General features: G+C 68.4%; 21 protein-coding genes. 5 read left to right on the forward strand and 16 right to left on the reverse strand.

The genetic code is table 11. The annotated features are described in order from the left end of the window. The first annotated feature begins 12 nt into the window (after positions 1-12). Together L1280_RS14895 and cpdB are read left to right on the forward strand one after the other, a co-directional pair. Positions 13-1,320 (forward strand): alpha-hydroxy-acid oxidizing protein, encoded by a 1,308-nt coding sequence (locus L1280_RS14895; RefSeq protein WP_253583127.1) that lies wholly within the window; start codon positions 13-15, stop codon positions 1,318-1,320. Beyond that, entirely contained in the window at positions 1,310-3,205 is a 1,896-nt protein-coding gene (cpdB, locus tag L1280_RS14900) for a 2',3'-cyclic-nucleotide 2'-phosphodiesterase (RefSeq protein ID WP_253583129.1), read from the forward strand. The genes L1280_RS14895 and cpdB overlap by 11 nt, the downstream gene beginning before the upstream one ends. A 66-nt stretch (positions 3,206-3,271) precedes the next feature. Here the strand turns inward: cpdB and L1280_RS14905 are convergent, their stop codons facing one another. The 5 genes from L1280_RS14905 to rlmN all read right to left on the reverse strand — a co-directional run bounded on the left by L1280_RS14905 (position 3,272) and on the right by rlmN (position 8,747). Next, on the reverse strand, positions 3,272-3,922 hold the full coding sequence (locus L1280_RS14905; RefSeq protein ID WP_253583131.1) for a hypothetical protein: 651 nt from the start codon (positions 3,920-3,922) through the stop codon (positions 3,272-3,274). After that, the gene (locus L1280_RS14910; protein ID WP_253583134.1) at positions 3,919-4,614 is read right to left on the reverse strand and encodes a redox-sensing transcriptional repressor Rex; all 696 of its coding nucleotides are present in this window, start codon (positions 4,612-4,614) and stop codon (positions 3,919-3,921) included. Before L1280_RS14910 ends, L1280_RS14905 begins: the two co-directional genes overlap by 4 nt. After that, positions 4,614-5,888 carry an SPOR domain-containing protein gene (locus L1280_RS15765; RefSeq protein WP_305881884.1) on the reverse strand — a complete coding sequence of 425 codons (1,275 nt, stop codon included), beginning with the start codon at positions 5,886-5,888 and terminating at the stop codon, positions 4,614-4,616. Before L1280_RS15765 ends, L1280_RS14910 begins: the two co-directional genes overlap by 1 nt. Next, the gene (locus L1280_RS14920; protein WP_253583135.1) at positions 5,885-7,507 is read right to left on the reverse strand and encodes a tetratricopeptide repeat protein; all 1,623 of its coding nucleotides are present in this window, start codon (positions 7,505-7,507) and stop codon (positions 5,885-5,887) included. Before L1280_RS14920 ends, L1280_RS15765 begins: the two co-directional genes overlap by 4 nt. A gap of 205 nt (positions 7,508-7,712) precedes the next feature. Then, positions 7,713-8,747, reverse strand: a complete 1,035-nt coding sequence (rlmN, locus tag L1280_RS14925; protein WP_253583137.1) for a 23S rRNA (adenine(2503)-C(2))-methyltransferase RlmN — start codon at positions 8,745-8,747, stop codon at positions 7,713-7,715. 98 nt (positions 8,748-8,845) lie between these two features. Here rlmN and L1280_RS14930 point away from each other — a divergent pair, with 98 nt between their 5' ends. Then, positions 8,846-9,322: a hypothetical protein gene (locus L1280_RS14930; protein WP_253583139.1), complete on the forward strand. Its 477-nt coding sequence runs from the start codon at positions 8,846-8,848 to the stop codon at positions 9,320-9,322. A 39-nt stretch (positions 9,323-9,361) separates the two neighbouring features. Beyond that, positions 9,362-9,886: a DUF2721 domain-containing protein gene (locus L1280_RS14935; protein WP_253583140.1), complete on the forward strand. Its 525-nt coding sequence runs from the start codon at positions 9,362-9,364 to the stop codon at positions 9,884-9,886. A gap of 54 nt (positions 9,887-9,940) precedes the next feature. On the opposite strand, the gene rpoC is transcribed toward L1280_RS14935, so the two are convergent. Together rpoC and L1280_RS14945 are read right to left on the reverse strand one after the other, a co-directional pair. After that, a complete protein-coding gene (gene rpoC, locus L1280_RS14940; protein WP_253583142.1) occupies positions 9,941-14,569 on the reverse strand; it encodes a DNA-directed RNA polymerase subunit beta' in 4,629 nt (1,542 codons plus the stop codon). 112 nt (positions 14,570-14,681) lie between these two features. Continuing rightward, positions 14,682-18,140, reverse strand: a complete 3,459-nt coding sequence (locus tag L1280_RS14945) for a DNA-directed RNA polymerase subunit beta (protein WP_253583143.1) — start codon at positions 18,138-18,140, stop codon at positions 14,682-14,684. A gap of 259 nt (positions 18,141-18,399) precedes the next feature. Here L1280_RS14945 and L1280_RS14950 point away from each other — a divergent pair, with 259 nt between their 5' ends. Then, positions 18,400-19,194, forward strand: a complete 795-nt coding sequence (locus L1280_RS14950) for a hypothetical protein (RefSeq protein ID WP_253583144.1) — start codon at positions 18,400-18,402, stop codon at positions 19,192-19,194. A gap of 461 nt (positions 19,195-19,655) precedes the next feature. On the opposite strand, the gene L1280_RS14955 is transcribed toward L1280_RS14950, so the two are convergent. From L1280_RS14955 to L1280_RS14995, 9 genes are all read right to left on the reverse strand, one after another. Then, positions 19,656-19,922 (reverse strand): cold-shock protein, encoded by a 267-nt coding sequence (locus L1280_RS14955; protein WP_305881885.1) that lies wholly within the window; start codon positions 19,920-19,922, stop codon positions 19,656-19,658. A 195-nt stretch (positions 19,923-20,117) separates the two neighbouring features. Further along, positions 20,118-20,486 (reverse strand): 50S ribosomal protein L7/L12, encoded by a 369-nt coding sequence (gene rplL / locus L1280_RS14960; protein ID WP_253583145.1) that lies wholly within the window; start codon positions 20,484-20,486, stop codon positions 20,118-20,120. A gap of 54 nt (positions 20,487-20,540) precedes the next feature. Further along, the gene (rplJ, locus tag L1280_RS14965) at positions 20,541-21,053 is read right to left on the reverse strand and encodes a 50S ribosomal protein L10 (RefSeq protein ID WP_253583147.1); all 513 of its coding nucleotides are present in this window, start codon (positions 21,051-21,053) and stop codon (positions 20,541-20,543) included. A gap of 191 nt (positions 21,054-21,244) precedes the next feature. Further along, positions 21,245-21,946 (reverse strand): 50S ribosomal protein L1, encoded by a 702-nt coding sequence (rplA, locus tag L1280_RS14970; RefSeq protein ID WP_253583148.1) that lies wholly within the window; start codon positions 21,944-21,946, stop codon positions 21,245-21,247. Next, a complete protein-coding gene (rplK, locus tag L1280_RS14975) occupies positions 21,939-22,373 on the reverse strand; it encodes a 50S ribosomal protein L11 (protein WP_253583149.1) in 435 nt (144 codons plus the stop codon). Before rplK ends, rplA begins: the two co-directional genes overlap by 8 nt. A gap of 146 nt (positions 22,374-22,519) precedes the next feature. Next, positions 22,520-23,092: a transcription termination/antitermination protein NusG gene (gene nusG / locus L1280_RS14980; protein ID WP_152872076.1), complete on the reverse strand. Its 573-nt coding sequence runs from the start codon at positions 23,090-23,092 to the stop codon at positions 22,520-22,522. After that, a complete protein-coding gene (gene secE / locus L1280_RS14985) occupies positions 23,089-23,268 on the reverse strand; it encodes a preprotein translocase subunit SecE (protein WP_253583150.1) in 180 nt (59 codons plus the stop codon). The genes nusG and secE overlap by 4 nt, the downstream gene beginning before the upstream one ends. Before the next feature lie 89 nt (positions 23,269-23,357). Further along, entirely contained in the window at positions 23,358-23,525 is a 168-nt protein-coding gene (rpmG, locus tag L1280_RS14990; protein WP_012692576.1) for a 50S ribosomal protein L33, read from the reverse strand. A 214-nt stretch (positions 23,526-23,739) separates the two neighbouring features. After that, positions 23,740-23,853 (reverse strand): hypothetical protein (locus L1280_RS14995; RefSeq protein ID WP_253583153.1); only part of this gene is annotated, 114 nt, incomplete at its 5' end.

Consider the following 23,853-nt stretch of genomic DNA (forward strand, 5'->3'; position numbering starts at 1 on the left):
CGGAGGCACCCCATGACGACCAATCCCCCAGCCGGACCGGGCCGCGCCCGGCAGACGCGCCTGTATGTGCGCGGCCTCGGCGGTGAGCGCCCCGCCGTTCCCGTGTTTCCCGAACGCCTTCAGGCGGCGGCCAAGGCCAAGATGAGCGCGGCCGATTTCGCCTACGTCGCGGGCGGGGCCGGGGCCGAGCGCACCATGCGGGCCAATCTCGCCGCCTTCGAGCGGGTGCGGCTGATGCCCCGCCGCCTTAGCGGAACCCGCGAACGCGACCTCGGGGTGGAGCTGCTGGGCCTCTCGCTGCCCTCGCCTCTGCTGCTGGCCCCCATCGGCGTGCTGGAGGCCGCGCACCCGCAGGCCGACCTCGCCGTCGCCCGTGCCGCCGCCGCCGAGCGCGTCCCTTTCATTTTCTCCTCGCAGGCGTCGGTGCCGATGGAGACGTGCGCGGAGGCGATGGGCGACTCTCCGCGCCTCTTTCAGCTCTACTGGGGCACCGACGATGAGGTCACGCGCTCCTTCGTGCGCCGGGCGGAGGCGTGCGGGGCGGCGGCCATCGTCCTGACCCTCGACACGACGCTGCTGGGGTGGCGGCCCCGTGACCTCGACCTCGGCAGCCTGCCCTTCCTGCGGGGGCGCGGGCTGGCGCAGTACCTCAGCGACCCGGTGTTCCGCTCGCGGCTGGGCACGCCACTGCCTGCCCCCGACGTGCAGCCCCCGCGCACCCCCGCCCTGATCCGCACCGGGGCCGACCTTGCCGCGAAGGGCCGCGCCTTCGGGCTGAGTGCCGGGCAGATGCGCTCGGCCGCCGCCCGCTTTACCGCGACCTACACCCGCCCCGACCTGTCGTGGGACGACGTGGGCCGCCTGCGCGAGTGGACCCGGCTGCCCATCCTCCTCAAGGGCATCCTTCACCCCGACGACGCGCGGGAGGCCGTTCGGCGCGGGGTGGACGGCCTGATCGTGTCCAACCACGGCGGGCGGCAGATCGACGGCGAGGTGGCGGCCCTCGACGCCCTGCCCGGCGTGGTCGCGGCGGCGGGGGGGCTCCCCGTGCTGCTCGACAGCGGCGTCCGCACCGGGTCGGACGTGGCGAAGGCCCTCGCGCTGGGCGCACGGGCGGTGCTGCTGGGTCGCCCCTACGTGTACGGCCTCGCCCTCGCGGGGGAAGCGGGCGTGCGCGAGGTCATCGGAAATGTGCTGGCCGAGTTCGACCTCACCCTGGGTCTCCTGGGGCTGGGGGCGGCCCGCGATCTTGGACCGGGGGCGCTGGCCCCTTCACACGGGCCTGACCTGTCACCGTATTCTGGAGGGCGTGCGGACTAAATTTGCCCTGACCACGGCCCTGCTGCTCAGTGCGGCGGGCGCCCAGACCGTCGAACTGCGGATTCTCGAGACGACCGACCTCCACACCGCCGCGCGTGGCTACGACTACTACCAGGACAAGCCCACCGGCGAGTTCGGGCTGGAGTACACCGCCACCCTGATCAAGCAGGCCCGCGAGGAGAAGCGCAACACGCTGCTCTTCGACAACGGTGACCTGATTCAGGGCAACCCCCTGGGCGACTTCGCGGCCCGCGTGCAGCCGCTGAAAGACGGCCAGATGCACCCCATGCACCAGGCGATGCGCACCCTGCGCTACGACGGCGCGACCCTGGGGAACCACGAGTTCAACTACGGCCTCGACTACCTCGACCGCGTGCTGGCCTCGGCCCCGATGCCCTACGTGAACGCCAACGTGCTGAACACCGACGGCACGAACAAGTACACGCCCTTTGTCGTGCAGCGCAAGCTGGTGTACTCGACCGACGGCCGCCCCTACTTCATCAACGTCGGTGTGATCGGCTTCACCCCGCCCCAGATCCTCAACTGGGACCGCGCCCACCTCGAGGGCAAGGTGCAGGTGACCGACATCGTGGAGGCCGCCCGCAAGTTCGTGCCCCAGATGAGGGCCCAGGGGGCGGACATCGTGGTCGCGCTCGCCCACACCGGCATCAACCAGGGCGCCTACACCACGGGCGGCGAGCAGGCGGGCGCGGCCCTGACCGGCGTGGAGGGGATCGATGTGGTCCTGACCGGCCACAGCCACCTCGAGTTCCCCGGCAGCGCCTACAAGGACGTGTCCGGCGTGGACCTGAAAAAGGGCACCATCAACGGCAAGGTCGTGCTGATGCCCGGCTTCTGGGGCAACAACCTCGGCGTGGCCGACCTGAAGCTGAACTACAACCGCGCCACCCAGAAGTGGACCATCGCCGACGCCCAGGGCAGCATCCGCCCGATCTGGGACAAGACGGCCAAGAAGAACCTCGTCACGCCCGACCCCGTGATCGCGGCGGCAGTGAACAAGGCCCACGAGGGCACCCTGGCCTATGTGCGCGGCAAGGTGGCCGATCTGACGGCCCCGGTGACCTCCTACTGGTCGCTGGTACAGGACGATCCCAGCGTGCAGCTCGTCTCGAACGCGCAGCTCGCCTACGTCAAGGCCGCGCTCTCGAACAGCCAGTACAAGGACCTCCCCGTTCTGTCTGCCGCCGCGCCCTTCAAGGCCGGGGGCCGCGCGGGCGTGAGCTACTACACCGATATTCCCGCCGGAACGCTGGCGATCAAGAACGTCGCCGACCTCTACGTCTACCCCAACACCGTGCAGGCCGTCCTCGTGAACGGGGCACAGGTGCAGGAGTGGCTGGAGCGCTCCGCCGGGCAGTTCAACCGCATCGACCCGACCAAGACCGAGCCGCAGGCCCTCGTCGACGAGAGCTTCCCCACCTACAACTTCGACGTGATCGACGGCGTGACCTACGAGATCGACGTGACCCAGCCCGCCCGCTACGACCGCAGCGGCAAGCTGGTCAACCCGGACTCCCGCCGCATCAAGAACCTCCAGTACCAGGGCAAGCCCATTGACCCCGCGCAGCAGTTCGTCATTGCCACGAACAACTACCGCGCCTCGGGGGGTGGCTCCTTCCCCGGCCTGGACGGCAAGAACATCGTGCTCCAGGCTCCTGACGAGACCCGCGAGGCGCTCGTCAAGTACTTCAACGAGCAGAAGACGGTGAATCCGACCGCCGACGGCAACTGGAAGCTCACGCCCATCCCCGGCGCGACCCTGCTGTACGTCAGCAGCCCGACCGCCGCCAAGAGCCTACCCGCTGGCGCCACGCTGCTGCGGACGCGAGAGGACGGGTTCGCGGAGTACACCATCAAGTTCTGAGCAGGAAAAGGGGAGGAGGCGGGGGCTGACTCAGCCCCCGCCTCCTCGTGTTGTCGTCTGCCTGGGTCAGTTCCCTGCCTTGTAAGCGCGGCTCAGCACGGGCTGGGCTTTGACAACCACGGGTTCATTGTTGCTGCTGTAGCCGGTGAACTCGATGTCGACCTCACTGTATGCCCCGGCCAGCGTCCGCTGCACCTCGCTGACCAGCGCTCCGGCAAAGTTCAGTCGCAGAGGAGAGGTCGGAAGGCCGTTGGCGGGCTGCACGTCGCTGCGAATCTTGCCGTCCGTCGTGTACATCTGGCACGACTGATGGCTGGGCAGCGTCGTATCGCGTTCTGGACAAGTCCAGCCAGAGGGCACATAGATGTCGATCTTGTTGGATGCCGAGACTTCTTCCGACACCTTCCCGTTGAAGTCGTAGCGGACAATCCGCCACCCCGTGATATACACCGCGTCAGAGCCGGGGCGCGACATGAATGTGAACTCCACGGGTCCAGCCTCGCCGATGGCCCAGGTTTCGCTGGCGGGAGTCACATTGCCCTTATCGTCGATCCTCTCGGGGGTGTAGCTACGGGTTACGGTCACCTGCGATCCCGCGTCGGCGGCGTCCACGCCCACCGAGACGCGCTTCCCCGAAAGTTGTCCCGGCGCACTTCCGCACGCGCTCAGGGCCAGGCCAGCAAGCAGGGCGAGGGGGGCGACAAGTCGTCTCTTCATTCAGTCTCCTCCGGGTCCACGGCGTTCAGGTGTGGGTTCAGGATGTAAAAGGCGAGCCGCTTCATTCCGGCCAGGAAGTCCACGTTCTCGACAATCACAGCACGCCACTCGTCACTGATTTCTTGCTGCCCCGCCCGTTCCAGCATGCGGGGCTGAATCACCGTGGGCGCGAAGTTGAGAATGCCGCGCACGCCCGCTCCGGCCAGCGCCTGCGCGGCGTCCTGCGCGTGGTCGGGCGGCACGGCCAGAAAGCCCATGTCCACCTTGTTGCCGCGCACGAACTCGGGCAACTCGTCCATGTGGCGCACGGTCAGGCCACGCACCGTGCGCCCCACCACGTCGGGGTTCACGTCGAAGAGGCCGACATACTGAAACTGGTAGTCGCTCGCGCCGGGATAGTTGGCGATGGCCTGCCCCAGCCGCCCTACGCCGACGACCACCACGTTCCAGGTCTGGTTCAGGCCCAGCACCCGCATCAGCTCGCGCTTGAGGATGGGCACCGTGTAGCCCATCCCCCGCGTGCCGAACCGCCCGAAGTAGGCCAGGTCCTTGCGGACCTGAAAGGCCGTCACCCCGGCCCGCTCGGCGAGGTCATTGCTGCTCGTGCGGCTGATCTCGTGCGCTTCCAGACCTTCCAGAATGCGCAGATAGGTCACGAGACGGCTGATGGTCGCGGTGGGAATCCCGGTCATCAGCGAATCCTGAAGTGGTCGTGGCCGTTCGCGTCGAGCTGGCGCTCGGCCTCCAGCAGGGCCTCACCGCTGTAGGGGCCGACGAGCACAGTCACCTTGCGGTTTTCCGGTGCGTTCACGGTGGGCGAGAAGCCCAGGTCGCGCAGCATTCCGACCAGCCGCCCGGCGCTTTCCTGGCGGTCAAAGGCACCCACCTGAAGGTAGACCGGGCCGTCGGGGGCGGGGGTCTGGGCGGCAGGCGGCGTTTCCGGCTCGTCGGGGACGGCCTCGGGCGGCGCGGCGGGGGCAGGCGTCTCGGCCGGGGCTGCCGCCTCGGTGGTCTCGCTGCCGCCCCCGGTCAGGGTGCGGCCACGCGGCGCGTACAGCACGGCGCGGGGGGCGCGGGGCTGGATGTCGGCCAGCGCCCGGCGGGCGGTCGTCTCGTCCCCGTAGGGGCCGACCTGGGCCACGACCTGGGCGCCGAGGTCGATCACGTACACCGGGTATCCGGCGTCCGACACGCCCGAAGCGGCGCGGCGGGCTTCGGCCTCCGACCCGAAGGTCCCCAGGCTGATGCGGTAGTCGCTGCGCAGCGGCGTGCGCTCCTCGCTGGGGGCCACCGCCGAGCCGGACCGGGCCGGGGCCGGGGGGGTGGAGGCTGTGGCCCCCGTTTCCTCCGGGGACGTGCTTTCCGGGGCTTCGGGGCGCGTCGCCTCGGAAGCGGGGGGGGTGGCCGCGCTGCCCGCCGGGGGACTCAGCGGAATGGTCGTCTTCGGCTTGGGCAGCGTCACCTCGGGCACGGGGGGGGCCGGGGGAGCCGCCGGAATGGGCGTCGCGGCGACCACGGCGGGATCGCTGGAGGCGGCGGGAGGCTTGGCGGGGCTGGCCTCGGGCGCCGGGGGGGTCGGCTCAGCGGCCTGCTCGGCCGCTGGCCCGGCAGCTTCGCTGGGCGTCGGCGTTGGGGCCGCCGCTTCCGGCTCCGCTTGCGCGGGAGGCGTCTCCTCGCGCGGCGTGGTGGCCTCGGGTTCGGTGGTGGGCTGCGTCTCCTCCGGTGCCGCACTCGCCTCCGGCGCGGGGGTCGGCTCCTGCACCGGCCCCACGCCGAGGTCGGTGCCCGGCGCGACGGGAATTTCGGGCACTTCCTCCACCACGGCGGGCGGGGGGGCTTCTGCGGTCGTGTCCTCCCGCTGCCCGATCAGCAGGGCCGCGAAGCCCGCGAGCAGCAGCACGACGAGCAGGCCGATCAGCAGGTCGGGCCAGCGGGGGGCGGACCCCGGACGCTGGGCGCGGCTCATCGCAGCGCCTCCGCCGCGCGGCGGTGCCCGAGGTCGGCGGCCGTCTTCAGGGCGGGCCGGGCCTGCGCCTCACGCCCCTGCGACCGCAGGCTCAGGCCCAGCAGGTACCAGGCCTCCGCGTTGCGCGGTTGCTCCCCGGTCAGGCCGCGCAGGATCGCCTCGGCCTCCGCGTACCGCGAGGTGGCCAGCAGTGCCGAGCCGAGGTTCTGGCGGGCGGTGGGGGTGGGGTCCAGCTTCACGCTGGTGGTCAGCGCCCCGGCCGCGCCCGCGTAGTCCTTCTGCGCGTAGGCGGTCAGCCCCAGCCACAGGTAGGCGTCCGCGCCCGGAGCCGCCTGGGTGCTCTGGCGCAGGGCGGTGCGGGCGGTGGCGAGGTCACCCAGGCGGTAGGCGGCCACGCCCTGCACGTACAGGGCACGGGCGCGGGTGGCGGCGTCGGGCTTCAGCGTCAGCGCTTGCGCCGCGTCCTGCCGGGCCTGGGCATTCAGCCCCAGTGCGAGCCGCGCAGCGCCCAGCGCCGTGCGAATCCCCGCGTCCTTCGGGGCGAGGCGGGCGGCCTGCGCGTAGGCGGCCTGCGCCCCGGCGCGGTCGCCGCGCAGCGCCCGCAGCTCCCCCAAACGGGCGAAAGCGGCGGGGCGGGCGGGGTCCAGCCGGGTGGCCTCCTGCGCGGCGAGCACAGCCCCGCGCGTGTCCCCAGCGGCGGCGAGCACGTCGGCCTTGCGCAGGTGCAGGCCAGCCCGGTCGCTCGCCTTCGTCACGCGGGGCAGCACGGTGTCGAGTTCCCGCACTGCCCGCTCCGGCAGGCGCTGCCCCACGTAGATGTCCGCGAGTAGTAGCGCCGCGTCCGCCCGGCCCGGCTCGCGCGAGAGCAGCGCGTAGAGGCCCGGCAGCGCCTGCACCCCCTGCCCCGCCCGCACCTGCGCCTGCGCCAGCCGGAAGGCGAGGGCGCGGTCCGAGGGGTCGAGGGCCGCCGCCTGCGCGAGCGTGGCACTCAGCGCGGCCCAGTCGCCCGCCCGCAGTTGCTCGCCCGCCAGCGCCTCGAGCACCTGCCGCTCGGCGGCGGGTCCGGCCTTGCCGCGCGAGAGGGTCGCCGCTTCCTCGTACAGCCGCCGAGCCTCCGCGAACCGGCCCTCGCGGCTGGCGATCACGCCGAGGTTGTAGGCCGCCTCGAAGCGGTCGGGGGCCAGTTCCCGGAGCCGGGAGAACTCGAACGCCGCGCCGCGCAGGTCGTTCAGCGCCAGCAGCGTCAGGCCCAGGCCGAAATGCCCCTCGGGGTGGGTGTACTGGGCCGCGACGAGCGACTCGAACAGCCGCCGTGCCCGCGCGAGGTCGCCCGCGCCGAGGGCCTCGCGGCCTTGACTCAGCGTCTGCTGTTGTGCGGGCGTGAGGGCTGGGGGCGGGGGCGCGGCCGGGGTGCCGGGGACGGCCGTGCCCGGAGCGGCGGGGGCACCCGGGGGGGTCGGCACCGCAGGCACGGTGACCGGCACCCCCCCTGGCTGGGTCTGGAGCAGCGTGGTCTGGACGGACACCGCCGCCGAAGTGTCGAGCAGGGTCTGGGCGGCCGTATGGGGCGCGGCGGCCAGCAGCAGGCCGAGCAGTACCGTGGTTCTCGTTGGGGTCACCGGAAGGGGCCTCCTGAACGGGGGAAATGGTGGGATAGAGCGTAGACGGGGAGGTCTTGCGTAACCCTGACGCGGGAAGGGAGTGCGTGGGCTGCCGCGATTCTCTCACGCCCCCAGGGCCAAGGTGGTATGAAGCCAGCTCTCATCTGATCCTGAACACCAAGAAAAACCTCCCACGGTGGGGAGGCCAGGGAGAGGGGACCACTCAGGCCGGAGCGCCCGTCGCCGCCCCAGGCCGCTTGAGGGCGAGCTGCCCGCACGCTGCCCCCGCGTCCTTCCCGCGCGAACGCCGCACGCTGACATCCACGCCGCGTTCCTCCAGTGCGTCGTAGAAGGCCTGAATCTGCTCTTCGGTGCTCGACTCGAAGCCCGAGCCGTCCCAGGGATTCATCGGAATCAGGTTGACGTGGCTCACCAGCCCGCGCAGCCGCTCGGCGAGGAGTTCGGCCTGCCAGAGATGATCGTTGAGACCGCGCAGCATGGTGTATTCCAGCGTCACCCGGCGCCCGGTCACCGCTTGATAGTCGCGGGCGGCGGCCATGATCTCCTCGATGGAGTTGGCGGCCCCGGTCGGGATGATCTTCTGCCGCGTCTCTTCGTCAGGGGCGTGCAGGCTGATCGCCAGCTTGAGCCCGAGGTCGTCTTCCTCGGCCAGCCGCCGAATGCCCTTGGCGATCCCCACGGTGGAGAGGGTCACCCGGCGCTTGCTCATGCCCAGTGCCTGCGGGTGCAGCAGGATGCGGGCGGCCTTCATGGTGTGGTCGTAGTTCAGCATCGCCTCGCCCATGCCCATAAAGACGAGGTTGCGAATCTCGCGCGGCTCCAGCCCCTCGCCCCCCGCGACGGCCAGCACCTGCCCCACGATCTCGCCGGGCGTCAGGTTGCGCCCGAAGCCCATCGCCCCGGTCGCGCAAAAGGCGCAGCGGGCCGGGCAGCCCACCATCGTGGACACGCAGACCGTCTTGCGGTCGAGGTAGGGCATGTACACCGCTTCCATCTGTCGCCCGTCGAGCAGCGTGAAGAGGTACTTCGCCGAGCCGTCGGCGCTGCGAACCGTCTCGATCTCGCGGAAGGGGTTGAGCTGGAAGCGGGCGGCGAGGTCCGAGCGCAGGGGGGCGGGCAGGTTGGTCATCGCCTCGAAGGTGCCCACGCCCTGCACGAACACCCACTCCAGCAGTTGCCGCCGCCGGAAGCCCTCCAGCGGGTACTCGTCGGGGTGAAGGTCGAGGAGAAGCTGCATCAGAAAAGTCTAGCGGGTCGGGGGTGAGGGGGGTGGGAGGGAGGCACGGTTGACGACTTTGCGGTCCGGGGGCCGGGACGTTCGGCATAGGGTGGGTCATGCGTCTCCGTCTGCCGCTGGCTCTTGCCCTCTTTGCCGTCCTCTCTGCCCCCACCTTGGCGGGAGGGGCTGGGGCGCCGCTGCCGCTGATGCCCTTCGCCGAAACCGTGCGCTTCTCGGGTCCATCCGTGCCCCTGGTGATAGACGTGGACTTCTCGCGTGTACGGGTTCAGCGAGACGGGCCTCTCCTCGTCCTCGTGACGGCCGTTACCCCCAACAATCAGGTGGTGAACCTCGACAGCCGCCCGGTGCGGGCCGGGGAGCGGCTGAGCTGGACAGGGCAGATTCCGGCGCGGGGAGTGCTAGTGATCCGGGTGCTGAGCGGTGGGCAGGGGGCGATCCTCACCCAGATTGAGCGCGACGAGCAACCCTTTCGGGTGGTGGTCACGGGAGATGAGAAGGGGAACTTCGGCGTCAGCGACGGCCACTGCCCGCCCCGCACGAACGGCATTTGCAGCGGCCCCCGCTCACAGTGAGCTGACCTGCCCACCCTCTCCACCCCCTACCCTGACCCCATGGCCGACCCCACCCTCGGCGCCCTGACTGCCATGATCACCCCCGCCGTGCTGATCTCGGGCGCGGGCACCCTGCTGCTCAGCACCAGCGCCCGCCTGGGCCGCAGCACCGACCGGGTGCGCGTCCTGACCGCCCGCTTCAAGGACCTCGTGTCCGAGGAAGGTCAGCGCGAACCCCTCGCCCGCGAGGAAAAGCAGATGATCGTGCGCCAATTGCCACGCCTGACCCGCCGCACCCGTTACCTCCAGCGGGCGATGCGGGCCTTTTATGTTGCGGTCGCGCTGCTGGTAGGCACCAGCCTGCTGATCGGGGTGGGCGAACTGTCTGGGCTGACGACTGGGGCTGCTCCGGTCCTGCTGGCCCTGCTGGGGGCCGGGAGCCTCGCCTACGGGGCACTCCTCCTGAGTTTCGAGGCCACCCTCAGCGGCATCACCACCCGCGAGGAGATGGGCTTTCTGGTGCGGCTGGGCGAGCACTACGCAACCCTGTACCAGGACGAGACAGACCGCATTCGGGAGGAGTAGGCACAAAAAACCCCCACCCGTTTCCGAGTGGGGGAGGGGAGATTCAGCCCAGGCTTAGTCGCCGTAGCTGGGGGTGTTCACCGCGCTGCCGGGGCGGGTGTCGTCGTAGCGGCCCGTGCCCGTCACCGAGTCGGTGCTGCTGCCCGCCTCGCCGTACTTCTCCAGCGTGCGGTCGTCGGCGACCTGCATCTCGCGGACGGTGGTCAGGCCCGTGCCCGCCGGAATCAGCTTGCCCAGGATGACGTTCTCCTTGAGGCCGATCAGCTCGTCGACCTGGCCGCGCATGGAGGCCTCGGTCAGCACGTGCGTCGTGTGCTGGAAGCTCGCCGCCGAGAGCCACGACTTGGTCGTCAGGCTGCTCTTGGTGATGCCCAGCAGCACCGGCTTCCAGCTCGCGGGGGTCTGACCGTCGGCCAGCGCCTCGTTGGCCTGATCCACTTCCCAGCGCTCGACGGTCTGGCCTTCGAGCAGGTCGGTGTCGCCACCCTCGGTGACCTCCACGTAGCGCAGCATCTGCCGCACGATGACTTCGATGTGCTTGTCGTGCACCTTCACGCCCTGCGAGCGGTACACGCGCTGCACTTCTTCCACCAGGTAGCGCTGCGCCGCGTCGGTGTCCTTGTACAGCAGCAGGTCGTGCGGGTTGATCGCGCCGCGCGTCAGCGGCTGCCCGGCTTCCACCCGGTCGCCGTCGCGCACGATCAGGCGCAGGCCCTTGCTGATCTTGGTCGCGGTCTTGGACGAGTACTGCTCGTCCTCGGCCTCGATGCGGACGAGATACCGTTCCTCTTCCTCCTCGATGCGGACCACGCCGTCACGGTCAGCGACCACAGCCTGGGTCTTGGGCTTGCGGGCCTCGAACAGCTCGATCACGCGGGGCAGACCCATCGTGATGTCGCCGCCGCCCGCCACACCGCCGGTGTGGAAGGTGCGCATGGTGAGCTGCGTGCCGGGCTCGCCGATGGACTCGGCGGCCACCACGCCGACCGCCTCGCCCATCGAGACGGGCTTGGCCTGCGACAGGTCGTAGCCGTAGCACTTCTGGCAGACGCCCGCCTTCACGCGGCAGTTCAGCGGTGTGCGGACAAACACCTCGCCAATCTGCTTGGCGTCGCGGGTGATCGCCTTCACGTCCTCCAGGCTGAGCATCGCGCCCGCCTCGATCACGCGGCCGTCCGAGAGGTCCACGTCGGCAGTCAGGGTGCGGCCATAGATCGAGGTCTCGATCTCGCTGCCCTTGCGCGAACGCCACTCGCCGGTCCGCTCGTCGGTCGCGCCCAGCGGCATGACCGTGTAGTCGGTGGTGCCGCAGTCCACGTCGCGCACGACGACCTCGTGGGCCACGTCCACCAGCTTGCGGGTCAGGTACCCCGAGTCGGCCGTGCGGAGCGCGGTGTCCGCGCCCCCCTTACGGGCGCCGTGGGTCGAGATGAAGTACTCCAGCACGGTCAGGCCCTCGCGGAAGGACGCCTTGATGGGCACCTCGATGGTCGAGCCGTCGGGGCGGGCCATCAGGCCGCGCATCCCCGCGAGCTGACGAATCTGCTGCGGGTTCCCACGGGCCCCGGACTGCGACATGATCCAGAGGGGATTGAAGGGGTAGTTGCGGCTGAAGTTCTCGAAGACCGCGTTCTTCACCTCGTCGGTGGTGTCGTTCCAGAGCTGCACGACCTGCTTGTAGCGCTCCTCTTCGGTCATGAAGCCGAACTCGTAGTTCTGCTCGATTTCCGCGAGCTTGCCGTCGGCTTCCGCGAGCAGCTCCGCCTTGTTGGGCGGCAGCACGATGTCGTCGATGCCGATGGTGATGCCCGAGGTGGTCGAGAGCCGGAAGCCGTTGTCCTTCAGCGCGTCCAGCAGCCCGGCGGTGGCCTCCACGCCCAGCTCCTTGTAGCAGGCCATCACCATGTCCTTGAGGTGATCCTTCTCGTAGGCCGTCTCCAGGTTCACCAGCGTGTCCACGAGGTGGCCCTGCGCTCCCAGCGCCTCCTGCACCAGGCGGCGGAACATCACGCGCCCGGCGGAGGTCTCGTGCAGGGTGCCGTTCAGCATGATCCGCACGTGGTCCTGGAAGTCGATCTCGCCGCGGTCCACGGCCATGATCGCCTCGTCGGGGTTGGAGAAGACGTACTTCAGGCGGCCGGGGCTGGTCTCCTGCCCGTTCACGGTGACCGGCGTGTTCAGCGCCACGCGGCCTTCCGACAGCGCCGCCAGCGCGTCCTGCTCGCTGCCGAACTCCGTGCCCATGCCGAGGTTGTCGCGCCGAAGCTGCGTCAGCGTGAAGATGCCGAGAATGATGTCGCGGCTGGGCTTGACGTTGGGCTCGCCGTTCGCGGGCGAGAGCAGGTTGTGCGCCGAGAGCATCTGGATGCGGGCTTCGGCCTGCGCATAGGCCGAGAGCGGCACGTGAATCGCCATCTGGTCGCCGTCGAAGTCGGCGTTGAACGCCTCACAGACCAGCGGGTGAAGCTGGATGGACTGACCCTCGACGAGGACCGGCTCGAACGCCTGGATGCCGAGGCGGTGCAGGGTCGGGGCGCGGTTGAGCAGCACGACCTTGTCCTCGATGACCTCTTCCAGCGCGTCCCACACGCTGTCGCGGGTGTCGCGGTAGCGCTCCAGCATCTTGCGGGCCTGCTTGATGTTGGTGACCTCGCCCTTTTCCTCCAGCACCTTGAACAGGAAGGGCTTGAAGAGTTCCAGCGCCATGCGCTTGGGCACCCCGCACTGGTGCAGCTTGAGCTGCGGGCCGACCACGATTACCGAGCGGCCGGAGTAGTCCACGCGCTTGCCCAGCAGGTTCTGCCGGAAGCGGCCCTGCTTGCCGCCCAGCAGGTCGGTCAGCGAGCGCAGGCTGCGGTCGGAGCCGGGGTTGGTGACCGGGCTGCCGCGCCGCCCGTTGTCGATCAGCGCGTCGACGGCTTCTTGCAGCATCCGCTTCTCGTTGCGGATGATCATGTCGGGGGCGCCCTGGCTCATCAGCTTCTTGAGGCGGTTGTTGCGGTTGATCAGGCGGCGGTACAGGTCGTTGAGGTCGGAGGTGGCGAAGCGCCCGCCGTCCACCTGCACCATCGGCCGGAGGTCGGGCGGCATGACCGGCACCGTCTCCAGAATCATCCACGACGGGTGGTTGCCGCTGCGCTTGAAGGAGCGGGTGACCTCCAGCCGCTTGCGGGCCTTGGCCCGCTTGTGGCGGCTGTTGTCCTTCATCGCCTCGCCGAGTTCAGCCTCAAGCTGGTCGAGGTCGAGGTCGTCGAGCAGTTCCTTGACCGCCTCGGCGCCCATCTTGGCCTCGAAGTCGTAGGACTCGATGACCCGCACCTGCTTGCGCACGAGGTCGATCTCGATACGCCCGCTGATCTCACTGCGCAGGTTGCCCGAGTCGGCCAGTTCGTCGCCCGGCTCCACCCGGTCGCCGTTCACGACGAGGGGCTCGTCCTGGTAGGCGTACACCTTCGCCTTGGAGACGATGATGCTCGCGGGCGCGTGCAGGGTGATCACGCCGTCGGCTTCCGCGATGACCTCTTCTTCCTTGTCAATCGCGCCGACGACCTTCTGCCCGGCGCGGACCTCCGAGCCATCCCCGACGAGCACGTGCATCTGCGGCTCGATGCGGTACTCGGCGCGGCGGGTCCAGTGCGCGGTGACCTTCACGTCGCCCTTCTTCTTGGGGAAGGTGACGCCGGAGAGGCGGCTGTCGCGGCTCACGCGCAGGCGGTCGCCCGCCGAGGCGCTCGCCAGGACGCTGCCCGCTTCCACGATCTCGCCCTCGGCCACGGCCACGCTCATCCCGTGCGGGATGTACACGCGGGCCAGCACCTCGCCCTGGGGCGCGGCGGTGTCCTCGTCGGCGGCCGCCGTGGTGTCGCGGATCTCCACCATCACGGAGTCCTCGCCCATGTCGTGCAGGAACGCGGTGCCGTCCACGGGCGCCGTGATCGTCACGTCCGCTTCCAGCTCGGCCAGAATCTCGCCCGCACGGAAGGCGTCCTGCTCGACGAGCACGTCGGCGGGCAGGGGCAGCGAGGCCTCCACCTGCTCGGCGTAGGCGATCTCGGCACGGCGGGGGAAGCGGTACTGCGCGAGGCCGTCCATCTTGGAGACCACGTTGCCGCCCAGCGTCTGCCCGCGCGTCACGTACTCGCCGTCACGGATGACCGCTTCCTGCCCGTTGGGGATGGTGTACGTCTCCTGCCGCCCGAAGCGCAGCTCGCGGTACTCGTCGTCACTGAGCAGTTCGCCGCGCTTGAGGGGGCGCCCGTCCTTCTGCGCGTTGCGGGGATCGGTCACCAGGAAGGAGGAAAAGTACAGCACCTTCTCCAGTTGCCCAGCCGACAGGTCGAGCAGGGTGCCGATCTTGCTGGGCGTGTCCTTCACGTACCAGATGTGCGCGGCGGGCGTAGCGAGGTCGATGTGGCCCATGCGGTAGCGGCGCACCTTGCTGCTGGTGACTTCCACGCCGCAGCGCTCGCAGACCTTGCCCTCGTAGCGCTGGCGCTTGTACTTGCCGCAGGCGCACTCGTAATCCTTCATCGGCCCGAAGATGCGCTCGTCAAAGAGGCCCTCGCGCTCGGGCTTCAGGGTGCGGTAGTTGATGGTTTCCGGCTTCTCGACCTCACCAAAGCTCCACTCGCGGATGCGGGCGGGGCTGGCGATGGCGATGCGGACCTTGTTGAAGTCTTTCAAAGCAATTGCTCCTGTCGTGGGAGGCTTGGGGGAGGGTCGAGGGGTCTAGAAGTCGAGAGGAATGAACCTAGACTCCTCAACTTCTGGACTTCTCGACCGGCGCGTCAGCGCCTTAGCGCTTCGGCATCATCCCTTCGAAGATGTCCACCGGACGGTCCCCGTTGTCGAGCACCTCGACGTCGAGGCCCAGCGAGTGCAGCTCCTTGACGAGCACCTTGAAGGACTCGGGAATGGTGCTGCCGGAGACTTCCTCGCCCTTGACGATGCTCTGGTAGGCAGCGTCGCGTCCGTCGATGTCGTCGGACTTGATCGTGAGCATCTCCTGCAGGGTGTGCGCCGCGCCGTAGGCTTCCAGCGCCCACACTTCCATCTCGCCGAAGCGCTGGCCGCCGAACTGCGCCTTACCGCCGAGCGGCTGCTGGGTGATGAGGCTGTAGGGGCCGGTGGAGCGGGCGTGCAGCTTGTCCTCCACCATGTGGTAGAGCTTCATGACGTACATGGTGCCCACCACGACCGGGCCGGAGATCGGCTCGCCGGTGCGCCCGTCGAACAGGATGCTCTTGCCGGTGCGGGCGAGCTGCATCTGGGCGGCCTCGTAGTCGTCGCCCGGCTGACCGATCACGCCGAGCTTCCCGGCGCGGTCGAGCACTTCCTGCTCGCGCTTGTCGAGCTCGAAGCCCTCGTCCTTGCGGCGCTGCAACCTCTCGGCGGCGGCGACTTCCAGCATCTCCTTGATCGCCACTTCGGTCGCGGAGTCGAACACGGGCGTCACGAACTTCTGCCCGGTCAGACGCGCGACCTCACCGAGGTGCGTTTCCAGGATCTGGCCGAGGTTCATGCGCGAGGGCACGCCGAGCGGGTTGAACACGAGGTCCACCGGGGTGCCGTCTTCCAGGTAGGGCATGTCCTCGGGGGGCAGGATCTTGGAGACCACGCCCTTGTTCCCGTGGCGGTTCGCCACCTTGTCGCCCACCTGAAGCTGGCGCTTCTGGGCCACGTACACGCGCACCATCTCGCGCACGCCGGGCTTGAGGTCCACGCCTTCGTCGCCGCGGCGGAAGCGCACCGTCTTCACCACGATGCCGCCCTGACCGGACTGCACGCGCAGGGAGGTGTCCTTCACCTCGCGGGCCTTCTCACCGAAGATCGAGCGCAGCAGGCGCTCTTCGGGGGTCGGTTCGGACTCGCCCTTGAAACTGGTCTTGCCCACGAGAATATCGCCGGGCTTGACCTCCGCCCCCACACGCACGATGCCGTCCTCGTCGAGGTCACGTAGCGCCGCCTCGGACAGGCCGGGGATGTCGCGGGTGATCTTCTCCGGGCCGAGCTTGGTGTCGCGGGCCTCGATCTCGTCTTTCTCGATGTGGACCGAGGTGTAGAAGTCCTTGCGGACCAGCCCCTCGGAGATGCAGATCGCGTCTTCGAAGTTGAAGCCGTCGAAGGGCATGATCGCGATGGTGATGTTCTGCCCCAGCGCGAGGCGCCCGAGGTCGGAGGCGGGGCCGTCCGCGATGACCTGCCCGCGCACGATCTCGTCGCCCACGTTCACGATGGGATGCTGGTCGAGGTTGGTGCCCTGGTTGGAGCGGGTAAAACGCACAAGTTCGAAGGTGCGGATGTTGCCCGTCACCATTCCGGCCTGCGGCGCGTCCTCGGTCAGCGTCACCTGAATCACGCGCGAGTCCACGTAGCTCACGCGGCCCGCAACGTCACTGATCACGCTGGTGCCCGAGTCGCTCACCACGCGCTCCTCGACGCCGGTGCCCACGGCGGGGCTGTCGGCGCGAACGAGCGGCACGGCCTGCGACTGCATGTTCGAGCCCATCAGCGCCCGGTTGGCGTCGTCGTGCTCCAAGAAGGGAATGAGGCTGGTGTTGATGGAAACGATCTGCTTGGGCGACACGTCCATGAAGTCCACTTCGTCGGGCGTGTACAGCAGCGGGTCCCCCTTGCGGCGGGCCAGCACGCGCTCATCGGCGAAGGTGCCGTCCGCGTTCAGCGGCGAGTTCGCCTGCGCGATGGTGTAACGGTCCTCGATGTCGGCGGTCATGTAGACCACGTCGTCGGTGACGCGCCCGTTCTCGACCCGGCGGTAAGGGGCCTCGATAAAGCCCAGCTCGTTGACCTTCGAGTACGAGGACAGCGAGGAGATCAGGCCGATGTTCGCGCCTTCCGGCGTCTCGATCGGGCAGATGCGTCCGTAGTGCGTGCGGTGCACGTCGCGCACGTCGAAGCCCGCCCGCTCGCGCGTCAGGCCCCCCGGACCCAGGGCCGAGATACGCCGCTTGTGGCGCAGGTCGGACAGCGGGTTGGTCTGGTCCTTGAACTGCGAGAGCTGGCTGCGGCCGAAGAACTCGCGCATCGCCGCCACGATGGGGCGGTTGTTCACCAGCTTGGTGGGGGTCGCGGCGTCGGGGTTCCCGAGCAGCATGCGTTCGCGCACGCCCCGCGCCATGCGGCCCATGCCCACGCGGAGTTGGTCGGCGAGCAGCTCGCCCACCGTGCGCACGCGGCGGTTGCCGAGGTGGTCGATGTCGTCTTCCGTGACGGGCACCTCGTTCGCCACACCGTCCTCGTCGGCCCCGATGGTCACCGTCTCCAGACCGTGCTGGAGCGCCATCAGGTAGCGGATGGTGTCCACCAGCCCGGCGTCACTGAAGCGGCCGTCCTGGAAGGTGAGCAGCGTGCGCTCCTGCCGGGAGGTGCCCAGCTTGGTGTTCATCTTGAAGCGGCCGGGGTCACCCAGGTCGTAGCGCTTGGGGTCGGCCAGCAGGCCGTAGAGGTACTGGATCGCCTTGTCGCGCTTGGGCGGGTCGCCGGGGCGCAGCACGGTGAACAGGCGCAGCAGCGCCTCGTCCGCGCTCATGCCCGCGCTCTTGTCCTCGGGCAGTTCGAGGTCGGCGTCGAACTCGGTAAAGAGCGCCCGGAGCTGGGCGTCGTCATAGCCCAGCACCCGCAGCAGCATCGCCACCGGGAACTTGCGCTTGTTGACCTTCATCTCCAGCACGCCGCCCGCGAACTCCAGCTCGATCCAGGGGCCGCGCTTGGGCATGGGGATGATCGCCGCCGTGTACAGCTTCTTGATCCCCTTGTAGGAGGACGTGAAGTACACGCCGGGCGAACGGTGGATCTGCGAGATCACCACGCGGTCGGCCCCGTTGATGACAAAGGAACCGTCGTCGGTCATCAGCGGCAGGTCGCCCAGGAACACCTGGTCTTCCTTGATGAGGCCCGAGTCCTTGTGGATCAGTTGGAGCTTGGCGTACATCGGGGCCTGGTAGGTCAGGTCCTTCTCGCGGCACTCCTCCGGAGTGTAGGGCGCTTCGCCAAGGCGGTACTCGAGGAAGTCCAGCACCAGCCCCGTCGAGCGGCCCTTCTCGGTCTCGTCGATGGGGAAGACCTCGCGGAAGGCGCTCTGGAGCCCCGCGTTCTCGCGCTGGTCAGGAGCGCGGTCGTCTTGCAAAAAGGCCTTGAAGGAGTTGACCTGCACCTCGGTCAGTTCGGGAAGCGGGATCACTTCGGTGATCTCACCGAACCGCTCGATGCGCGGTTTCTGATTCGTCAGGGTCATTCACACCTCGCGCACCCTGGGTCGTGCATGCTGCGGCCTTCCGGGGCGGGTAAAAGGCGCAGCCGGGACCACAGCCTCGCGTGTCGGCTGCGCTCCCGCAGTTGAGCTTTAGTTGTGGAGTCTGCTCCGGCGCAAGTCGCTCCTGTCCAACCCATCATGGTCGGCCACAGGCCAGTATAGGGGGCCAGGGGAGTCAAGGTCAATGCCTGCCCCGGCCCCTGGGGACGCTCAGCCCGGACCGCTGCTTTACGATGGAGGTGTGGACGCCCTACAACCCTATCTCCCCGTGATCTACACCGTGATTCGCGGCCTGGCGGTCGTGGGCCTCGTCCACGCCATCATGACCCGGCAGCCCATCTTCTGGATGTTTCTGCTGGCGTTCGGGGCGCTGTTCGGCAGTCTGTTCGGGATGATTGGCTCAGTCCTGTACACCTTTATGGTGTTTCTCCCGTGGCTGCGCGGCCGAGGTCAGGTGGCGGGGCAGGCGGTGGCCCGTGGAGTCGAGGCGATCAAGCCGCTCGACACCCGCATCCGCGAGGCGCGGGACCGGCTCTCGGAGAGTGACACCCTCGCGCACCGTACCGACCTCGCCGCCCTGCAAGCGCGGGCCGGGCGCCCCGAGGAGGCGCAGGCCACCTTGTACCCGCTGCTGACGGGCATCTATGCCGACGATCCGGTCGTGCTGCTCACCAGCGCCGAGCTGGAACTGGCCCGCGCGAATCCCGCTGCCGCCGAGGAACTGTTGGAGCGGGTCGACCTGCGGACCAGTGCCGCGACCCGCACCCGCACGCTCACCCTGCTCGCCCAGGCCCAGGCGGCCCAGGGCAAGGTGCAGGACGCCGACGCGACCTACCGGGAGGCGATGACCGCCGCGACCACCGAGGAACCCCGCGCCCGCTACGCTGCCTTCTTGCTGGAGCAGGGGAAGCAGGACGAGGCGGCGGCCCTCTTGGACGCGATGGAGAAGACCGAGCGCCGCGCCACCCCCCTCTACAAACGCCAGGAGCGTGAGTGGTTCCAGATGGCGGCAGGGCTGCGGCGGGAACTGCGGTGAGCCTGGACGGGCCAGAGGTGGTCACGCTCTGGGCAGTCAAATCGGCTGATGAGCAGGTAATTCTTGAGGCCCCTGAATTCAGATAAGACGAGGACGGGGAGGGAGGCCCCTCGCCCTTCACTCAGGCCTTCCGCATCGGCCGGCGTAACGGGGACCTCGCAGAACTGCATTTCGGACAGGCGGCCCATCCCCTCTTGCGCGAAGCGGCAGAAACCTACCGAACGCTGGATGAACAGGCCCTCCGCAGGCTGCCACCGGGGAGCCGGAATGGGCTGTGCCCTGTGGTCAGCGAGGCAGGAGAGGAATGGAGCTCTCCGGACGCGCGGCCACCCGTGCCCCACAGCGAGGTCAGGGTGAGCGGGAGCGTCTTCAGGTTGATTGATACCTTCCACGTGCTTTACAAGCCGACATAGCAAAACCCCCAACCTCGCGGCCGGGGGCTTGAAATCACTCGTTTTGAATTACCAGCGGTTGTTGTCGCGGCGCTGGGGACGGTCGCCGTAGGCGGGGGCCGGGGCGGCCTTCGTCACGACGATGTTCTTGGCCTGGGGACCCTTGCCACGCTGGCCCGCTTCGATCTCGAATTCGACCTCGTCACCCTCGTTGAGCTTCTTGAAGCCCTGGGCCTGGATGGCGCTGAAGTGCGCGAACACGTCCTCGCTGCCTTCCGTCTCGATGAATCCGTAACCCTTTTCCGCGTTGAACCACTTCACTCTGCCTACTGCCATGGTGACTCCTGGCTGCTCTCCAACCGACAGAAACGGAAGCGCGCACTGTTTACCGCGCCCCGCTGAGGAATCTGCCTGGAAAACAACTCGGCCACTATGACCCGGCCCGGGTTAAAAAATCGTGGCACATCACACTTTCGGCAAACACAAAACCCCCCGCCGAAGCAGGGGGCCGCACTCCCGGTGGGAAAGAAGTTACTTCAGTTCGACCTTGGCGCCCGCGGCCTCGAGCTGCGCCTTCATCTTCTCGGCGTCGTCCTTGCTCACGCCTTCCTTGAGAGCGCCGCCCTTCTCGCTGAGGTCCTTGGCCTCCTTCAGACCCAGGCCGGTGATGGCGCGGATTTCCTTAATGACGTTGATCTTGCTGGCGCCCGCGTCAACGAGCACCACGTCAAACTCGGTCTTCTCCTCGGCGGCGGGCGCAGCGCCCCCGGCGGCGGGACCCGCCACCGCGACGGCGGCGGTCACGCCCCAGGTCTCCTTGAGACCGTCAATGAGGTCGGCGAGTTCCATGATGGTGAGGGTGCTGAGCTGGTCAATCAGAGCCTGCTTGTCGTAAGCCATGGTGGTGTCCTCCGGTGGATGGATTGGGGAAAAGGGGTGGGGAGAGAAAGGCGCTTAGCCCTGGGCTTCGGCGCTGCCGCCGCCGCCCAGCTTCTCCTGGTACGCTTCCAGGATGCCGACAAAGCTCGACAGGTGGCTGGAGAGCACACCCACGAATTCGCCCTGAAGGCTCTGCTTGCTGCCCAGGCTGGCCAGACGCTCGATGACGGCCACGTCCACGCGGCGCCCTTCGACGAGGCCGCCCTTCATGGCAGGGATGCCGCGGTCGTTGCCCTTGGCGGCGTCGCTCAGGGTCTTGGCGACCCCAGCGGGGTCGTCATGCGCCAGCACGAGGGCGCTGGGTCCCTTGAGGCTGTCGCTGAAGTCCTGACCGTTGCCCTGGAGGGCGAGGTGGATCAGGGTGTTCTTGGCAACGATCAGTTGCCCACCCTTTTCGCGGATGTCCTTGCGCAGGCGGCTGAGCTGCCCGGCGGTCAGGCCCTGGTAATCGACGACGTAAAACGTCTCGATCCCGCTGAGGCTGCCCTGAAGGCTGCTCAGGTTCTGCTGATTGCGTGCGTTCGCCACTGGGAACCTCCTTGGTGGTGAACAAGTCCAGGTACGCTCCTCGCGCCCTGACAACTCGGCGGGATGTTTAAACCTGGCAAGGGTCCCCGCTGTCTACGATGCCGGAATTGGCCGAATTCAAAAGGTGGGCCGTGAAGCGCACCGGGGTGCTGAAGTCAGGGGGAGAGGCCGCGCCCCTCCCCGGGAGAAGGTCAGGCCTGGGCTTGGCTGCTCAGCGTGAGGGGAATGCTCGGCCCCATCGTGCTGGTCAGGTACGCGCTGCGGAGGTACATACCCTTGGCGCTGCCCGGCTTGGCGGCCTCGAGAGCGGACACTAGCGCCTGGTAGTTGGCGCTGAGGTTGTCCGGCCCGAAGCTGGCCTTGCCGATGGGCGCGTGCACCACGCCGGTCTTGTCGTTGCGGAACTCGATGCGCCCGGCCTTGAGGCCGCGCACCATGCCCGCCACGTCGGGGCCGACGGTGCCGCTCTTGGGGTTGGGGAGCAGGCCGCGCGGCCCGAGCAGACGCGCGAGCTTCTGGCCGACCTGGGCCATCATGTCGGGCGTCGCCACGACGGCGTCGAACTCCATGAAGCCGCCCGCGATGCGCTCGATCAGCTCGTCGCTGCCGACCACGTCGGCGCCCGCCGCTTCGGCCGCCGCCACGTTGTCGCCCTTGGTGATGACCGCCACGCGCACCGTCTTACCGGTCCCGTGGGGCAGGGCGACCGTGCCGCGCACGTTCTGGTCGCTCTTGCGGGGGTCGATGCCGAGGCGGAAGTGCACTTCCACCGTCTCGTCGAACTTGGCGGTCGCCAGTTCCTTCACGAGCGCGGCGGCTTCGTCAATGGTGTACTGCTTGGTGCGGTCGACCTTCTCGACCAGGGCGCGGTAACGCTTGCCGTGCTTAGGCATGGGGAGCCCCCTCGATGGTCACGCCCATGGAGCGGGCGGTCCCGGCCACGGTGTTGGCGGCCGCCTCGACGCTCCCGGCATTCAGGTCGGGCATCTTGGTGCGGGCGATTTCCAGCACCTGATCCCAGTTCAGCTTGCCGACCTTGGCCTTGTTGGGAGTCGCGCTGCCCTTCTGGAGTCCCGCCGCCTTGCGAATCAGGTAGCTCATCGGAGGGGTCTTGGTGATGAAGGTAAAGGAGCGGTCGGCGTAGATGGTGATCTCGACGGGGATGATCGCGTCACCCTTGTCGGCCGTCTGCGCGTTGAACGCCTTCGTGAACTCCATGATGTTCGCGCCGTACTGACCCAGCGCGGGGCCGACGGGGGGGGCCGGGGTGGCCTTGCCCGCAGGCAGTTGGAGCTTGACAAGCCCTGCGACTTTCTTCATGTGTCCTCCTTAGCTCCCCCGGCGGGTCACGGGAACCGGCGGGGTGCTGGCGCTAAGTGCCGTCTCCGACCCTGACAGGCACCGGAGCAGCAACTTTGGCAGTGTACAGGGCGCGGGCAAGTCTGCCAAGCCCACGCCCCAGGGGGTTATTTGCTGACCTGCGCGAAATCGAGTTCGACCGGGGTCTCGCGCCCGAAGATGCTGACCAGGACCTTGACCTTGGCCTGCGGGGCGTTGACCTCGCTCACCACGCCGCTGAAGTCGGCGAAGGGGCCGCCCGTGACCCGGACCATATCGCCGGGCTTGAGGTCGACCTTGATACGCGGGGCCGCCTCTTCCGGGGCCTGGGCCGCCACGCCGACCGAGGCCAGCAGGCGCTGCACTTCCTCAGGGGAGAGGGGCACCGGGCGGGTGGCCGTGCCGACGAAGCCAGTCACGCCGCTCGTGCCGCGCACGACCTCCCAGGATTCGCCGAGTTCGCCCGGCGCGTCGTCGTCCTCGACGTCCATCTGCACGAAGACGTAGCCGGGGAAGAGCTTGCGCTCGACCTCGACCTTCTTGCCGCCTTCCTGAAGCTCGACGGCCTTTTCGGTGGGTTGCAGCACCTGAAAAATCTTCGTGTGGTGCATGCCCAGCTTGCGGGCGCGCTCCAGCAGGTGCTGCTGCACGCGGTCTTCCTGGCCCACGTAGGTGTGAACGGCGTACCACTCGATGCTCATTGCAGCGCCGCCCGGACGAGGAAGCCGAAAAGGGAATCCATCGCGAACACGATCAGGGTCAGCGCCACCACGAAGATCAGCACGGCCTGCGTGCCCTCGATGACTCCCTGGCGGGTCGGCCAGGTGACCTTGGCGAGTTCGGCGCGGGAATCCCGCAAATACTGCATCAGATTCATGCGCTCACCTTGCCCGTCATGACGTGGGGCGAAAGGTCAGAGCCGAGGCTGGGCGCCCGCCGCACAGGCGAAGAGGCCCAGCCCGGGACTCAGACCTTCTTTTCCTTGAACACGACGTGCTTTTTCGCCACGGGGTCGTACTTGCGCAGTTCCATCTTGGCCTGCGTGTTGCGGCGGTTCTTGGTGGTCGTGTAGTAGAAGCCGGTGCCAGCGGTGCTTTCCATCTTCACGATAATGCGCGGTCCGTCTTTCGCCATGATGCTGCTCCTTTCGCGCCTCTCCCCGCTGCGGGGTGGCGCTCCCAGCCCTCCGCCTCACAGGGGAAACGGCGCTGGTAAAAGCCCGCCTTGGGGCGGGCAACATTGGGATTATAGGCAGTGCGGGGGGGAGTGTCCACCCACGCGCCACAAACAGGCCACGAATAGCAAAGGAGAGGCCCGCGGCGCGGGCCTCTCCTCCGAAACGGAAGTTTTACTCCAGGACCTTGGTAACGACGCCGGCGCCGACGGTGCGTCCACCCTCGCGGATGGCGAAGCGCAGGCCTTCTTCCATGGCGATGGGCTTGATCAGGTCCACCGTGAAGGT

It is taken from the genome of Deinococcus sp. HSC-46F16, from assembly GCF_024171495.1.
Lineage (GTDB): Bacteria > Deinococcota > Deinococci > Deinococcales > Deinococcaceae > Deinococcus.

Excerpts from the sequence above, each read along its gene's own strand:
- L1280_RS14905 (WP_253583131.1), bottom strand. The coding sequence starts at position 3,922 with ATGAAGAGACGACTTGTCGCCCCCCTCGCCCTGCTTGCTGGCCTGGCC.
- secE (WP_253583150.1), bottom strand. The coding sequence starts at position 23,268 with ATGAATCTGATGCAGTATTTGCGGGATTCCCGCGCCGAACTCGCCAAG.
- L1280_RS14935 (WP_253583140.1), top strand. The coding sequence starts at position 9,362 with ATGGCCGACCCCACCCTCGGCGCCCTGACTGCCATGATCACCCCCGCC.
- rplA (WP_253583148.1), bottom strand. The coding sequence starts at position 21,946 with ATGCCTAAGCACGGCAAGCGTTACCGCGCCCTGGTCGAGAAGGTCGAC.
- L1280_RS14955 (WP_305881885.1), bottom strand. The coding sequence starts at position 19,922 with ATGGCAGTAGGCAGAGTGAAGTGGTTCAACGCGGAAAAGGGTTACGGA.
- L1280_RS14910 (WP_253583134.1), bottom strand. The coding sequence starts at position 4,614 with ATGACCGGGATTCCCACCGCGACCATCAGCCGTCTCGTGACCTATCTG.
- L1280_RS14895 (WP_253583127.1), top strand. The coding sequence starts at position 13 with ATGACGACCAATCCCCCAGCCGGACCGGGCCGCGCCCGGCAGACGCGC.
- nusG (WP_152872076.1), bottom strand. The coding sequence starts at position 23,092 with ATGAGCATCGAGTGGTACGCCGTTCACACCTACGTGGGCCAGGAAGAC.
- L1280_RS14930 (WP_253583139.1), top strand. The coding sequence starts at position 8,846 with ATGCGTCTCCGTCTGCCGCTGGCTCTTGCCCTCTTTGCCGTCCTCTCT.
- rplL (WP_253583145.1), bottom strand. The coding sequence starts at position 20,486 with ATGGCTTACGACAAGCAGGCTCTGATTGACCAGCTCAGCACCCTCACC.
- rplK (WP_253583149.1), bottom strand. The coding sequence starts at position 22,373 with ATGAAGAAAGTCGCAGGGCTTGTCAAGCTCCAACTGCCTGCGGGCAAG.
- L1280_RS14945 (WP_253583143.1), bottom strand. The coding sequence starts at position 18,140 with ATGACCCTGACGAATCAGAAACCGCGCATCGAGCGGTTCGGTGAGATC.
- L1280_RS15765 (WP_305881884.1), bottom strand. The coding sequence starts at position 5,888 with ATGAGCCGCGCCCAGCGTCCGGGGTCCGCCCCCCGCTGGCCCGACCTG.
- rpmG (WP_012692576.1), bottom strand. The coding sequence starts at position 23,525 with ATGGCGAAAGACGGACCGCGCATTATCGTGAAGATGGAAAGCACCGCT.
- rlmN (WP_253583137.1), bottom strand. The coding sequence starts at position 8,747 with ATGCAGCTTCTCCTCGACCTTCACCCCGACGAGTACCCGCTGGAGGGC.